At 61.0% G+C, this 14,591-nt stretch carries 13 protein-coding genes; 6 read left to right on the top strand and 7 right to left on the bottom strand.

Going from position 1 to position 14,591, the window contains the following annotated elements; translation table 11 throughout:
- Positions 1-32: 32 nt before the first annotated feature.
- The 3 genes from ACYQ47_RS13625 to ACYQ47_RS13615 all read right to left on the bottom strand — a co-directional run bounded on the left by ACYQ47_RS13625 (position 33) and on the right by ACYQ47_RS13615 (position 3,771).
- A complete protein-coding gene (locus ACYQ47_RS13625; RefSeq protein ID WP_404989381.1) occupies positions 33-1,748 on the bottom strand; it encodes a ShlB/FhaC/HecB family hemolysin secretion/activation protein in 1,716 nt (571 codons plus the stop codon).
- Positions 1,749-1,859: 111 nt separating this feature from the next.
- Complete coding sequence (locus tag ACYQ47_RS13620; protein ID WP_459905678.1) at positions 1,860-3,341, bottom strand: collagen-like triple helix repeat-containing protein; 1,482 nt, start codon at positions 3,339-3,341, stop codon at positions 1,860-1,862.
- Between the two features lie 256 nt (positions 3,342-3,597).
- Positions 3,598-3,771 (bottom strand): Flp family type IVb pilin, encoded by a 174-nt coding sequence (locus ACYQ47_RS13615; RefSeq protein ID WP_244831914.1) that lies wholly within the window; start codon positions 3,769-3,771, stop codon positions 3,598-3,600.
- A 483-nt stretch (positions 3,772-4,254) separates the two neighbouring features.
- On the opposite strand from ACYQ47_RS13615, the gene ACYQ47_RS13610 reads away from it, so the two are divergent.
- Positions 4,255-4,503, top strand: coding sequence for a DUF3613 domain-containing protein (locus tag ACYQ47_RS13610; RefSeq protein ID WP_250493820.1), 249 nt, complete (start codon positions 4,255-4,257; stop codon positions 4,501-4,503).
- 3 nt (positions 4,504-4,506) lie between these two features.
- Here the strand turns inward: ACYQ47_RS13610 and ACYQ47_RS13605 are convergent, their stop codons facing one another.
- Positions 4,507-4,956, bottom strand: coding sequence for a response regulator (locus tag ACYQ47_RS13605; RefSeq protein ID WP_250468034.1), 450 nt, complete (start codon positions 4,954-4,956; stop codon positions 4,507-4,509).
- Between the two features lie 293 nt (positions 4,957-5,249).
- Between ACYQ47_RS13605 and ACYQ47_RS13600 the strand changes: the two genes are divergently transcribed.
- Positions 5,250-5,684 (top strand): NUDIX domain-containing protein, encoded by a 435-nt coding sequence (locus tag ACYQ47_RS13600; RefSeq protein ID WP_250493819.1) that lies wholly within the window; start codon positions 5,250-5,252, stop codon positions 5,682-5,684.
- Between the two features lie 28 nt (positions 5,685-5,712).
- Here the strand turns inward: ACYQ47_RS13600 and ACYQ47_RS13595 are convergent, their stop codons facing one another.
- The gene (locus tag ACYQ47_RS13595; protein WP_244831910.1) at positions 5,713-6,804 is read right to left on the bottom strand and encodes a lipopolysaccharide biosynthesis protein; all 1,092 of its coding nucleotides are present in this window, start codon (positions 6,802-6,804) and stop codon (positions 5,713-5,715) included.
- 742 nt (positions 6,805-7,546) lie between these two features.
- Here ACYQ47_RS13595 and ACYQ47_RS13590 point away from each other — a divergent pair.
- The 4 genes from ACYQ47_RS13590 (at position 7,547) to ACYQ47_RS13575 (ending at position 11,350) form a co-directional block, all read left to right on the top strand.
- On the top strand, positions 7,547-7,831 hold the full coding sequence (locus ACYQ47_RS13590; protein ID WP_250467763.1) for a hypothetical protein: 285 nt from the start codon (positions 7,547-7,549) through the stop codon (positions 7,829-7,831).
- Between the two features lie 27 nt (positions 7,832-7,858).
- On the top strand, positions 7,859-9,970 hold the full coding sequence (locus ACYQ47_RS13585; RefSeq protein ID WP_309846406.1) for a phosphocholine-specific phospholipase C: 2,112 nt from the start codon (positions 7,859-7,861) through the stop codon (positions 9,968-9,970).
- An 88-nt stretch (positions 9,971-10,058) separates the two neighbouring features.
- Entirely contained in the window at positions 10,059-10,871 is an 813-nt protein-coding gene (locus ACYQ47_RS13580; protein WP_250511410.1) for an AraC family transcriptional regulator, read from the top strand.
- A gap of 77 nt (positions 10,872-10,948) precedes the next feature.
- Complete coding sequence (locus ACYQ47_RS13575; RefSeq protein ID WP_244831906.1) at positions 10,949-11,350, top strand: cupin domain-containing protein; 402 nt, start codon at positions 10,949-10,951, stop codon at positions 11,348-11,350.
- Positions 11,351-11,362: 12 nt separating this feature from the next.
- Here ACYQ47_RS13575 and ACYQ47_RS13570 read toward each other — a convergent pair whose 3' ends face one another.
- Both ACYQ47_RS13570 and ACYQ47_RS13565 read right to left on the bottom strand, forming a co-directional pair.
- Positions 11,363-12,016, bottom strand: a complete 654-nt coding sequence (locus ACYQ47_RS13570) for a hypothetical protein (RefSeq protein ID WP_244831905.1) — start codon at positions 12,014-12,016, stop codon at positions 11,363-11,365.
- 155 nt (positions 12,017-12,171) lie between these two features.
- A complete protein-coding gene (locus ACYQ47_RS13565; protein ID WP_459905676.1) occupies positions 12,172-14,532 on the bottom strand; it encodes a penicillin-binding protein 1A in 2,361 nt (786 codons plus the stop codon).
- Positions 14,533-14,591: the final 59 nt, after the last annotated feature.

Here is a 14,591-nt window from a genome sequence, read left to right as displayed (position 1 = left end):
GCGATAAACGCCGTAGAAACAGGCCTTATCGCTCAATTCAACTGGTACGAGAATGTCGCGTTGACACGCGGACTACGCGATGAACTTTCGATGGGCGCATCGCCTATGGCACGCGCCACCGAGAGGTCGATGTTGTAGTGCTTCGCATCCGAAATGCGGAAGCCGATGCCCACCGAAGACAAGCGACGCGGCGTCGGCGTACCTCCATGCAGGAAGATGCGCGCCATGTCGACGGATGCATACGGCGTGAGCGATTTCAAATACGCCCATTCGAGTGGCAGCGGCCGGTTCACTTCGAAGGACGCGCCCCAGCCCGAATCGCCCGACACTTCGCCCGGTTGATAACCCAGCGCGAAGCGCTGTGCACCGAACGAAATCTGTTCGGAGGTCGGCAAGGTATCTGGCGAGAACTGCCCCGTCATGGCGACCACCGTGCCGATCTTGAACGGCCAGTCGTTGGTCTGCGTGTAGGTGGCGCCCGTGCGCAGGAAGGTCAGCGAAACCGGGTTCTGCAGTTGCAGGCCGACGATGTTGCTTTCCGCCGTCTTCGATGCGCCGAGCACATCGAATGCCTTCGCTATCTGAACATTCACACGACGCGTGACGCCTGTCTGAATGCCGGTGTAGTCGAGCGACAACTGCGCGACGCGAATTTGCGAACGTTGCGTAAGTTGCGGATTGCCCGCGACAATCATGTTCTTCAAGCGGTCTTCGTCATGCGTGGCGTACACGGTCGCCGTGCCGAGCAGACTCTTCGAGTTGCTCAAAATGAACGGATAGATCGCCGACAGCGCGAGCTTGTCGTTCACCACCGTGCGTTCGATATACGAAGGCAGGCCGGGGTTATCGACTGGATGGCCGTAGTAGTGCGAGGCATCGACTTTCATTGCGAAGCCATCGGAACCGACGGGCGCCATCGCATTGATGCCGTAGTAAGTCGAATCGTTGCGGCCCTTCGGTGCGAGCGCGGATGCCGTGATCGATTCGCCGAGTCCCAGCAGCCCGTTCTCCGTCGCACTGAAAATGCCCTGCAGCCCCGGATGATTCACGTCGATACCCGTGCTCACGTTGAAGCGCTTGCGCGTGACGTTGAGCTCCATCGTCGTGGCGCCGTTGGTGTTCTGCGGCGGCGCGACGGTGGCATCGATCTTCGCGCCGGGAATCATGCCGAGCACGTTGATATAGCGCTCGAAAGTGGCTTGACGCAAGGGACGGTCGGCGGCAATGCGCTCTGCGATCGCACGAATGCGCTTCTCGAGATTGCCGGGCTCGCCCTTGATCTTGATGTCCGATACGTAGCCCTCGACGATCGTCACGCGCACGACGCCTTTCTCGAAGGTCTGCGCTGGCACGAACGCGAACGAGAGTGCGTAGCCGCGTTCCTTGTAGAGCGCGGTCACGCCGTTCGCGGTTTCCACCAGTTGCCCGATGGTGATGTCGGTGCCCACGAACGACGTGAAACGTTTGGCGACTTCATCGAAGGGAATCGACTTCACGCCTTCGATCTGAATCGACGATGGCGTGATGTGCCGCGCGAGCAGCTCCTGAAGCTGTTGTTGCGGCGCCTTGACTTCGACTTCGACCGAGGGCGGTCGCGCCGGAGCGTTCACTTGCGGTAAAGCGTCGAGCGGGTTGCTGCCGACGCTCGAGCGCGGCGCGGCGGCCGGTGTCTGGGCGTGCGCAATCTGCGTCATTGCGAGTGCGGCCACGAGTGCGGTCGTTTTCCAGGTACCCATTTCAGTTCCGATTCTCTTCGTATGTCGTCTGACTGTTGATCGCGCGACGCACGCCTCGCGAAGTTGCGGTGATTTGCAGGATCGCGAGGCTGCGTGTCTTGCTTCGTGCTTCGTTGCTTCGACTTAGCGACGCAGGCCGCCGAGCGCGCCGCCGAGCGTCGTGGTGACGCCCGTCAGCAGGCCGCCCACGACGCCGCCGTTGGTCGAACCCGTGCTCGCCGTTGCGCCCACGCCAGCAGTGACAGTTGCCGTCGTGGTCGTGGCGGCGGCTGCGGGCGCGGTCGTCGTCGCGGGCGCGGTTCTTACGCCGCTCGTGACCGGCGCGAGCACCGTGCTGACCACGGTCGTGACCGGAGCCAGCAGCGAGGTCGCCGCAGGCGATGACGTCACGGTGTTGACGGTGCCCGCCACGGTGGATACGACACCGCTCACGACGCCCGCGACCGGTGTGGTGCCGGTTGCAGTCGTCACGCCGGTGACGGTGTTGCCAAGCGAAGTGCCGAGCGTCGTTGCCGGTTTGCCGCCGACGAGCGTGCCCGTGGTCGCGACCGTCGTACCGACAGCCGAAACCAGCGTGCCCGTGCCGGACGTGACCGGATTCGAGCTCGCGGTCAGCTTCTGGCCGCCCGCGGCGAGGTTCGAACCGAGCGCAGTCAAAAGACCAGCGGCAGGTGCGCCGACACCGGTTGCCGTGCCAACGGTCTGCGTCGCGGTGCCGATCATCGAGGTGATCGGAGCGATGGCGGTCGTCGCTTGCGTCGTCAGTTGCTGGACAGGTGCGCTGGACAACACGGCCGTCAGATTGCCGCCGGTTTGCGAGACCACGCCGCCGACACCGCTCGTGAGCGCGCCAACGGGCGTCGTAATGGCGGCGAGCGGAGCAAGCGGGCCGCTGCCGAGGCTCGTGACCGCGTTTCCGCCGCTCGTGACGGCATCGCCGAGTTTTTGCACCACGCTGCCGACGCTCGTCACGGTCGTGCCGACTGCGTTCGGGTTGGAGCCAAGCGAGCCGATGCCATTGCCCACGCCGTCGCCGAGCGTCGAGACCGCCGCGCCCACGTTTTGAACGACGCCGCCGAGGTTCTTGGTGGTGCCGTCGGAGAGGCCGGGCACTTTCGCACCGCCAACAGCCGTGCCGAGACCGGTGACGGTTTCGCCTGCGGCGGTCACGATGTTGCTAGCCTTGTCGACCACTTGCGCGACCGGCTGCGGCGTGACGGTGGGCGTGCCGCCGTTGCCACCATTGCCGCCGCCACCGCCTCCGCCGCCGTTACCACCACCGCCATTACCGTTACCGCCACCGCCGTTACCGCCGCCCGTACCGGTCTTGACCGTCGCGCCGACAGTACCGCCTGCGCTGGCTTCGATTGTCGTGGCGTTTGCGTCGGTGTTCGACGCGGTGCTGGTATCGCGTGCGCCGGTGGTGGGATGCTCCTGCTGCGTGCCGTCGGTCGAAGCGGTGGCAGCCGGATGGCTGGCTGCTCCGCCCGTCGATTTGTTGACCGAGCCCGAGCCCCCGCAGGCGCTCAACGCCAGAAGCAGGGCCACGGCCGCGGCTGCCCCGGTCATGCGAATGGTTTCGCCTTTGAGACTGGATGTCTTCATTTTTCTCTCAGATATATATTTTTGATTCGACGGCTATCCGTGGTAATTGCATCGAGCAAATACCGGTTTGAATGCCGCTTTTTAAAAGCACGTCATTTGCGCGCGGATGAAATCGGAGATTCGATTGCGCGTAAATAAAACGCGCGCCGGCCTGCGGAATGGCTACAGGCGTGCACGGACCACCGCGACTTGTGATCGCGGTTCATCGACGGCAAGGCGCTTCCCGACGGAAATGGCGGGAGTACGACGTCCGGACTTAATGGACGGTCGCTAGCTTGGCCGTGATGCTGTTGAAAGTGGTCTCGAGTTGACCGGCAAGGCCGCCGACAGCGGTCATGATGCCAAGCGCAAGTACGCCGGCGATCAGGCCGTATTCGATGGCGGTAATGCCGCGCGTATCCTTGAGATAGCGCTTGAAGAAGTGCGTCATGATGATCCTCGGGTTCTACGTTTTGCTGTCTTCTGCCCGGTGCACGGGAGTCTTCGTCTGCATCGGTAGCCGCCTCTCTCAGTTGACGGATCCGAAGTTTGTGTGTGCGCAGACGCTTCGTCTAATGCCCAAGCCTCTCTACTAAAGCTCTGGTATTACTCTCGCCCGTTATGTCGGACGACTAGAAGTAACGGTTATCGAGTTCGGCATGCTGCTGGCGGAACCGCAACCGGACTTCATATTTTTGATTACGGCCGTCAAGTTGAGGACATTAGGTTTTTTGTGGAAATTTTTGGACCGCATGGTTAACACTTACTTCGTTTTTACCGATTTCCGTTTTTAAAGACTTGTCTCGTTGTAAATCCTGTCTTTTCGCTTGAAATAGCCGATAAAACATATATTGGCGCGCGTTGATTTGGCACGTGCGTCCGGATTTATGTTTAACGCGGATATTCAAAAATGAAACGGCTTATATTCAGCTTGATGGGCGCTGCGCTGGTAACGAACGCGGGCGCTGTCTTTTCGGAAGAGCAAGAAGCGAGAATAGGCGATGCCGCCAGCGCGTGGTTTGCCATGCAGGCGCAGGGAAGCGCGTCGGCACCATATGAACCGATGCTCGGTGTCGAGGCGAGCGCCGCCCGTGCGCGCTACCTCAAAACCTTCGAAAAAGAGATTCCAGATCGGTTCGGATCGACGGTGAAAGACAGCGGCGCGTCGAACGGCGGAGGTTGAGCCTTATGGTTCGCGGCGGGGCGAACCGGGCGGCGTCTCGTTGAGCACGGCCCAGAACATCCCCAGATCGCTAATCGCGCGGAAGAACTCGGCAAGCTCGACCGGCTTTACGACGTAGGCGTTCACGCCGAGTTCATAGCTGCGGATGAGATCGCGTTCTTCGCGCGACGAAGTCAGCATGACGACGGGGATGGTTTTCAGCGACGCGTTCGCGCGGATCAGCTGCAGCAATTCGAGTCCGTCGATTTTCGGCAGCTTCAGATCGAGCAGGATGACGGCGGGATTGCCCGGCACGCGTTCGCGCCACTCGCCATCGCCAAGAAGATAGTCGATGCCTTCCTGGCCGTCACGCGCCACCACGATGTCGTTGGCGAGATGGGTCTTTGCAAGCGCAAGCAGCGTGAGTTCGAGGTCATTCGGGTTGTCCTCGACGAGCAGGATCGGCTTAAACATCATGGTCTCTGCGGCGGCGGCTCGTGAGGGTGCGCGCATTATGGCGCAACTGGCGCGTGCTTCAAACTGTTGTGCAACGTTCCGTCCGCCGTGTTTGCATAACAAGCCGCAAGACCCGGCAAATACGCCTCATATCAAGTTACTTTCGGTCAATATGACGGCCATAGCGGCGTCACGGATTGCATCGCATGCACGTTCTGCGTTAAAAGAAACGATGCCCGCCGAATCTGGAATCATTCTCAGACGAGCGCGGCCAAAGCAAGCATGCAAATCACGACTGGGAGACGGGGACAATGAGGGTTCGCGCAACTGTGCTGGTGGTTCGCCATGACGCGGTGTTGCTCGTCAGGCAACGCGGTGGCCCGTGGTATCTGCCGGGCGGTGAAGTAAGGCATAACGAGTTGGTGATGGCCGCGGCGATCCGCGAACTGCACGAGGGAACCGGCGCCGAGGCGAGCGCGGCGGCCTTTATGTGGCAGCACGTATCCGCGCAGCATCTGCATCATGTTTTTCGCGTCGCCATTCCAGCGGATGCTCGGCTGTTCACGAATCCGGGGCAGGGCGTCGACGAGGTGCGCTGGGTCAACATCCCCCTGCTGCACACCATGCCGGTTACGCCCGGCACCAAGGCGATCCTTGCACGCGCCGCCGGTATCAACGGCAGCGTGGGCCGTGCACCGCCGTGGGCGAACAAGGGTTTCGGCGCGGGCAGACCGGCCGACTTCTGAAGCCGGCATGGTCCGCCCGCTCTCTGCATCACCTCGGGTTGCTCTGCACGAAGCTCCGGTAGGCCCAGTACGCGTCCTTCTGCGTCTTGCCGTCCGCTTGCAGCATGCCGTAGTTGCCTTCGCTGTCGTCGTATAGCTCGTACGCCTGGATCGACTGGATGTTGTACTTCGACGCCACGCTCACGAACTGCGCCATCATGTCGTTGCCCGTCAGATACGACGCGATCTGCTGATCCGAGCCATAGTTCGGACGCACGCCAAACTCGTTGATCCAGATCGGTTTGCCCATGTTGTGAAGCACGGCGAGCACATCGTGACAGCCCGTGCCGCCGCATGCGTTCGTGATGTCGCCTTCGTTCGAATACCAGTGCCATGCGGTGATGTCCCAGCTGACTGTCGGATGGCCCCATGTGCCGTCAGGTTGCGAGCCGTCCGCGAGCATCTGGTAGAACGAGTAGTGCAGCCACGTTCCGCCAAGCACGATCTGTCCGCCGCTATCCACCGAGCGCACGCCCGCAATCAGGCCGCGAATGACACCGCGTGCAACCTGATACTGGTGGTTGTTGTACTGCTGCCAGAAAACGCCGTCGACGTTGCCATTCAGCGTATTGGCTTCGAGTTCGTTGGAGATCTCGTAGTACGGGTAGTGATACGCGTTGGCCGTTTGCTGGCCGAGCGTGAACGCGGCGTTGTAGGCGTCGTCTTCGCTGTTGAAGTCGATACCCATCATCATCACGGGATACACCGTCACGCCGCCGTCGGCCATCGTCTTTGCAATGCCGGCGAGCTTCGTCGCGGATGCCTGGTTGTATACCTCGTTGCGATAAATCTTCGCGCCCAAATCCTGCAATTGCGACAACTGTTGCTGCGGGCTGGATGCGTCGTAGGCGCCGCCGCCGTTGTTGTGGCCGTTCATGCCGTAGAAAATAGAGCCATTGTTCGCGGCTTTCGACGTGGCTTTGAGCTCGGACGCGCTCTTGCCCGTGGCGGCATCCACCGCGCTGTCGCTGCTGCCGCCGCATGCCGCGAGCAACAGGCTCGTCGCGACGGCTGCAGCGATTACCGTGGCCTTAGGCGTGGCGAAGTAAGGAAAAACCGGAAGCGATGTAAGTTTCTTCATAAGATTTCGGCGTACTAATGAAAGTATGGGCGTCCATGCGCGAAAAGGCGCTTGCCGATGCTGCATGCGGCAGGATGGATGCCTCGACGACCGCCAACCACATGTCCCATTACTACGGGATGCGAACGGTCGTTAGCAGAACGAACGATTCGTTTCTGCAGTTGAAAAGGGGCTGACCTGCGCCAGACGGATAAACGTTGGCGGGCAACCGCGGCGGCAATACGTATGTGCTGATGCGGCTCATGCCTGCCGCTGCCCGACGGATGACAGCCTGTGAAGCGCATGTCTTCAAAGGCTCGTCGAAGGTCGTGCAAAACGATCGAGGAGATACGCGCGAAGTCCGCCAGTCATGGCAGCCCGCCCGTGTACCGCACTGCGAACAGCAATGTTGCTGTTGAAGATTTACCGATTTTCCCGCTGCTTCGGCAAGGCTTGCCGAAACTCCTGCAGCGGTCGAAAGAGTACTGCCTCCAGAACTCGATGTAAACCGATGTCACATTTTTTACGCATTATTCCGTCACCGACCAGCCATTTTTGCTTGGTCATATCATCAGTGGGAACATTTCTAATCCGGTAATTAATAAATCGGAAAACTAAGCAATCTACCAAATGGCCGAGATGTATCGACCTCGTTACATTTGAGATTGAATGATGCGGGAAAGAATCGTCATATTGCTTACATAAGCGACCGATAAGCTTCCCGGCGCTGTGAGACCTTCACGCGCTTTGCGGGAGCCAGATCATGTCGACTTCATCACGTCGCTACTTCAGCGTGGCGCGCTTCGCTATTTGCGCCTGCGCAATCGTTGGCCTGAGTGCCTGCGGCGATTCGAACTCGACCGACATCAAGCCGCCGGCATCCGTCTCAGCAGCCAGCAGCGAAGCGCCCACGACAAACGCAACGAGCGATCTCGAGGACTGGGCGAAACAAGCCACGTCCGGTGCTCCGGTGCAAGCCGAGCAAAGAGGTATTGCGCGGGCTTCATCGGAAGTGCTCGCAACCCCGGTGATCCATACGGTCGACTAGCATCCCTTCTACTTCCCCACTACTCAAATGACGAAGAACCGACGTGAATTTCTGCGCACGGCGATGGAGGCCGCAGGCGCAGCGGCAGCGCTCAACGTAATGCCGCTCGGCATTCGCCAGGCGCTTGCCATTCCAGCGAATCAGCGACATGGCTCGATCGAGGATATCGAGCATATCGTCGTGTTGATGCAGGAGAACCGCTCGTTCGATCATTACTTCGGAACCTTGCGCGGCGTGCGCGGATTCGGCGATAAAGCCGCCGTCACGCTGCCGAACGGCAAGCCGGTTTATCACCAGCCTATCGCGGCGGGTGCGGGCGAAGTACTGCCGTTTCATCCGGGCGCATCGAATCTCGGCTTGCAGTTTCTGCAGGACTTGCCGCATGACTGGGTAAGCGGACAGGGCGCGTTCCATAACGGTCTTTACGATCAGTGGGTGCCGTACAAGGGCACGACGACGATGGCGCATCTGCGTCGCGACGACATTCCGTTCCACTATCAACTCGCCGACGCCTTCACGATCTGCGACGCGTATCACTGCTCGACAAATACATCCACCGATCCGAATCGCTATTACATGTGGACCGGTTATGTGGGCAACGACGGCACGGGCGGCGGGCCGGTGGTCGATAACGCAGAAGCGGGCTACGGCTGGTCCACATTTCCCGAAGTGCTGGAACGTGCGGGCATTTCGTGGAAGGTCTATCAGGATCAGGGCACGGGACTGGATTCGAAAGGTTCGTGGGGCTGGACCGACGACGCCTATATCGGCAACTACGGCGACAACTCGCTTCTCTACTTCACGCAATATCAGAACGCGCAGCCCGGCAATCCGCTCTATGAAAAGGCGCGGCGCGGCACGAATGCCGCCGCGGGCGACGACTATTTCTCCATTCTGAAAAACGACGTGCAGAGCGGCTCGCTGCCGCAAGTCTCGTGGATCGTCGCGCCCGAAGCCTTCTCCGAGCATCCGAATTGGCCCGCGAACTATGGTGCGTGGTACATCGATCAAGTGCTGCAAGTGCTGACGTCGAATCCGGAGGTGTGGAGCAAGACGGCGCTGCTCATCAACTACGACGAGAACGATGGTTTCTTCGACCATATCGTCCCGCCGTTCCCGCCTTCATCGAACGCGAACGGTCTTTCCACTGTCGATACGAGTCTCGAGATTTTCCCCGGCAGCGCGAAGTATGCGAGCGGCCCGTATGGCCTCGGCGCACGCGTGCCGATGCTCGTCGTCTCGCCGTGGTCCAGAGGCGGCTGGGTGTGTTCGGAGACGTTCGACCATACGTCGGTGATCCGCTTCATTCAGAAGCGCTTCGGCCGCGCGCATGGACTGGCCGAGCCGAATATCTCGCCGTGGCGTCGCGCGATTTGCGGCGATCTGACCTCCGCGTTCGACTTCCGTAATCCCAACAGCAAGCTGCCGACGCTGCCTGCCACGACCTCTTACGTTCCGCCCGACAAGGCGCGTCATCCGGATTACGTGCCGCTGCCGCCCGTCGATCAGAGACTGCCCGTGCAAGAGCCCGGCGTGCGTCCGTCGCGTGCATTGCCTTACGAATTGTTCGTGCGCTCGAAGCCGGATGCATCGAAGGGCGCGGTGTCGTTCGACTTCATCAACACGGGCGATGCAGGCGCGGTCTTTTTGCTGTATCGCAATGCCAGTACTGCTGTTCCGCACACTTACACGGTCGAAGCGCACAAGCGCCTGTCGGATCGTATCGATGCAAACGCGGATGGCAGCTTCGACTTCGTCGTGCATGGGCCGAACGGTTTCTTGCGCCGTGTCGCGGGCAAGGCGAAGGCGCAACATGGCGGCTGGTGGTCGCACGATGACGCCGCGCCGGAAGTCGCGGAAGGCTACGACGTCGCTAACGGCAACCTGCAATTGAGGCTGGAAAACAAGGGCTCGGGCGCGTGCACCTTCAGTATCGTGAATGCCTACGATGCCGCGAAGACCATCACCAAGCGTGTGCGAGGCGGCGACACCGCGCAGCTGTACCTCGACTTGCGCAGCGCGCACGGCTGGTACGACATCGAGGTCAAGGTGGACACGGACAGCGCCTTTCTGCGCCGCTTTGCGGGCCACGTCGAAACGGGCAAGGACAGCCTGAGCGATCCGGCACTGGGCGGCTGATCGCGCCGACGCGCCGCGCGAACAGTCTCGCGCGGCGTTTTTCACCTTCGGGCATATCATTGCGTATCGTCTCCGCGATGCCGCAACCATGAACCGACGCACCGCTCCACAGAATTCCGACTGGGTCCGCCATGCCGAATCATCGGCGGGCATCGAACGGATCGAAGCCTTTTTCGGCGGCAAGGCATACGGCTGGCATCGGCACGACACCTATGCCATCGGCCGCACCATGACGGGCGTGCAGAGCTTCAATTACCGGCGCGAATTGCGTCACAGCTTGCCCGGCCAGACGATGGTGCTTCATCCCGACGAAGCACATGACGGCCACGCCGGCACCGGCGATGGCTTTCGGTATCGCATGCTCTATGTCGAACCCGCGATGATCCAGGCCGCGCTCGGCGGTCGCGCGTTGCCGTTCATCGCCGGTGGAACGACGATGGATGCGCGCGTCAGCGCCGCCACCGAAGCGCTGCTCGCACAGACGCTGCGCGAACCGCTCGCACAAAACGATGCGCTCGCCGAACTCGCATTCGCGCTGGCGCAAGCAGCGGGCGTGACCACCTCGCGCGACACGGGCGACTACGCAAGCGCCGTGCTGGCGAAAGACTTTCTGCTCGCCAATTGCGATCGTATCGTCACGATGGAGGAACTCGAACGCGCGACGGGACGCGACCGCTACAGCTTGTCGCGCGATTTCAGGCTCTTTTTCGGCACGAGCCCTTACCGCTATCTGACAATGCGCCGTCTCGATGTCGCGCGCCGTCTCGTGCTCACGGGCGCATCGTTGGCGGATGTCGCCGCGAGCGCCGGTTTCGCCGATCAAAGCCATATGACGCGGCAATTCACACGCACCTTCGGCATGCCGCCCGCGCGTTGGCGGGCCTGTGTTAGTACGCGTTAGAGCTTGCACGATCGTTCAAGACTCTTTAGGTGTGACAGCGGTAGCCTTGAACGAATTCATCGTCAGGGAGCCGCATCATGCAAACACACGCAGCGACAGCCGAAGCTACACGTGGCCAGCGCGCCGCCATCGATCCATTAAAAAAAGCGCGTTTGATCGACGGCTTCTGGCAGCAACGCGTTATCGCTGAAATGAACGACTATCAGTTCAAGGTCGCGCGTCTGGAAGGCGAGTTCCTGTGGCACGCGCACGCCGATACCGACGAGACGTTCATCGTGCTGGAAGGCGAATTGCGCATCGACTTTCGCGATGGCGAGATGGTGCTGAGAGCAGGGGAGATGGGAATCGTGCCGAAGGGCGTCGAGCACAAACCCCATGCCGCGCGCGAAGTCAAGATCATGCTGATCGAGCCGCGCGGCGTCGTCAACACCGGCGACTCGCGAAACGAGCGCACGGTGCCGAACGACTTGTGGATCTGAAGCGAAAGCCGCTTAGAAGCGATACGTCACGCCGACCTTGACGATCGGATAAAAGCGCAACTTGTCGGCCTTGTCCTGCAAGTCCTGCTTTTCCTGATCGACGAAAGCCTGACCAGTGATCGCGACGACTTCGGCGGGCACGTCGTAATCGACATGCGGACGGCCAAAAGCCACGCCTGCATCGAAGAACGCGGAGAAGCCTTTCTGCGCCACCGGCGTGTGACCGAAGCCGATGCCGACATACGGGCGCACGGTCGGGAATCGCGCCTTCGCGTGGATCTGCTCGCCGGCCACGTTGTAGGTTGTGCCGTGATACGTGTAGGTGTCGGTCGGGCTCGTCGCGACGGCGTCCACGTTGTCGCCGCCGATCAGCGCGCCAGCGGTCAGGCGGAAGGCCACCGTGTTCGGTGCGGGAAAGAAGTCGAGATAAAGACCGCCGTGATAGATGTGCGCGGTGCCGTCGTAATGCAGCCCGCCCGCATTGAAGTTGTGCGAGAAGGCGATGCCGTTGAATTCGGCGCGCACGTTATCGCGCGTGCCAAGCGGTTCCGAATAGCCGATACCCACGCCTTCGGTGCCGACTTGTCCATAGATTTCGCGTGCGTGCGCGAGAGGGGCGGAAAGCGCGGCGATACCCGCCGCAAGCGCGACCAACGTTTTCATCATTGCAAGAATTCCTTGAGGATAAGACCCGAGCGCGTCTGTGCGATATGGCAGGAATTGCCGCCGGAGAGGCGGACGCCATGATTCACGCGGTCATGTCAGGAGACATCCGAGTTAACGGAGCGGTACAAGGAAACTTTAGAGAACGTTTGCTAACCTTATTCCTGACGTGTCGGCGAGGCCGGTTCCGCAGGCGCGGGAAGTATCGGCGGCAATGTGTCGAAGACGGGCGGCTGCGCTTTTTCTTCCGTGACTTCAGCAGCGGGCGCGGTACGCGTGGCGGGTGAACGACGCGCGCGCGGTGCGTGCTGAGGCGTCTGCGCGGGTTTCGGCGCTTTCGAAAACGTCTCGGCAAACCACGTCTTCACACGCGTCGCCATGATGTCCCACATGCCCGGCACTTCCTGCGTATCGAAGCGTGCACGGGCATCGATCAGATGCGAACGCATCGCCCGTTGCGTGAAGTCGCCGATCATCGGCAATGCGCTGTGTGCGCCTTGTCCCCAGTAATCGCTACGCAAGGTCACGCGGCTGTCGTTGAAGCCGACCCAAGCGCCCGCCACGAGTTGCGGCTGCATCAGGATGAACCAGCCGTCCGCGTTGTCTTGCGTCGTGCCGGTCTTTCCCGCGACGTCGCCGCGAATGCCAAAGCGCGTGCGGATCAGCGTGCCCGTGCCGCGATTGATGACATCGCGCATGACGTCGACGAGCTTGCGCGTGGCATCGACCGACAGCGCGCGTTCCGGCTTGCTTTCGAATTGCGCGAGCACCTCGCCATCCTTGTTCTCGATGCGCGTCACGAGCAGCGGCTCCATGTAGTTGCCGTCGTTGGCGATGGTGCCGTAAGCCGCCACCATCTCCTTGAGCGTCACCGGACTCGTGCCGAGCGCAAGCGAAGGCACCACGTCGAGATGACTTTCGCGCACGCCCATGTCGCGCGCGAGTCGCGCCACGCGCGCCGGACCCACTTGCTGCATCAGTTGCGCGGTGATGCGGTTCTTCGAATACGCGATGCCGTCGCGCAGACTCACCGGCCGGCCGCTTGGCGGCGAATCGTCGGTGGGACGCCAGGTTTCCTCGCCCTTGATGGGAATCTCCACCGCCTGATCGATGATCGTATCCGTGGGCTTCGAGCCGCGCGCGAAGGCCGCGCCGTACACGAACGGCTTGAATGTCGAGCCCGGCTGACGGCGCGCCTGTTGCACATGATCGAACGGGTCTTGCGTGAAGTCGCGGCTGCCGACCCACGCCTTGATCTGCCCGTTGCGCGGATCTAGCGCTAAAAAGCCGGCCTGCACGCGCGTCTTGTTCTCGCATAACGCCTGCATGAACGTGCGATTCGCGCTAAGGCTCTTGATGACGTCGGCGTCGTTCGCTCCGCCATCGCGCGCCACGCGATACTCGCTCGTCTCGCGGATGAACGCATGTGCAAGGTCCGCGTTCGCATTCGCGCAGCCACCGCGCCCGCCCCAAGCCGCATTGGCGATGGACTGCAACTGATTGCCTTGCCACGTAAGCGAATGCGTGGCCATCGTCTGCAAACGCGAGTCGAGCGTCGTGCGCACGACGAGACCATCGGAATAGATGTTGAAGTCGTTGTCGTCGGCCCACGCGATCAGCCACTTGCGTAACTGTTGCGCGAAATGCGGCGCGCGTCCCGGCTCCTCGGTCTGACGTTCGAAGTCGATGCGCAACGGCTTCTTCTGCAACGCTTCGAGCTTCGCAGGCGCGAGATGGCCGAAGCGCACCATCTGCCCGAGCACGATATTGCGTCTGTCGAGCGCGCGTTCAGGGTTGATCACAGGGTTGTAGTAGCTGTTGCCCTTCAGCATGCCGATAAGCGTCGCGCTTTCGAGCACGTCGAGTTCGCTCGCGGATTTATCGAAGTAAGTGCGTGCGGCCATCTCGATGCCATACGCGTTATACAAGAACGGCACCGTGTTCAGATACGTTTCGAGAATCTCTTCCTTCGAATAGACCGCTTCGATCTTGAACGCGGTGATGGCCTCCTTCACTTTGCGCGTGAGCGTCTGCGAGCGGCCGATGTCATCGGGATAAAGATTGCGCGCGAGCTGCTGCGTAAGCGTGGAACCGCCTTGTTTCTGGCCTTTGAACGTATGCAGCGCGGCCGATGCCGTGCGTCGCCAGTCAATACCATGATGCTCATGAAATCGCCTGTCTTCAGTGGCGATGAGCGCGTCGATCACCTGCGGCGAGACGTCCTTGAGGCTCACCCATTCGCGATGCGTTGGCTTGAATTCGGCGAGCAGCTTGCCATCGGCGGAATAGATTTGCGCGGGTTGATCCACCTTCGCGCGGCGCAGATCGCGAATGCCGGGCGTGAAGGGAATCAGCACCAGCACATAGAGCACGAAAAGCGCGGGCAATAGCAGCAGCGTGCGCACACGCGCATGCGGGCGAAGCTCGACGGCAAGGCGAACGAGGAATGCGCGCGCCAGGGCTTTGAATTCAGAAGCGGTCACGAAGATACGGCGGGCTTGCGCGAAGAAAACGTGCATCGTAGCGTATTCTTTCTACACCCTTGCACAAGCGCTTTTTCCGCGACTTTCCAAAGGAG

Source organism: Caballeronia sp. HLA56, assembly GCF_054655155.1.
The sequence above is the reverse complement of the archived record's forward strand: the minus strand, read 5'-3'. Positions and strand labels throughout refer to the sequence as shown.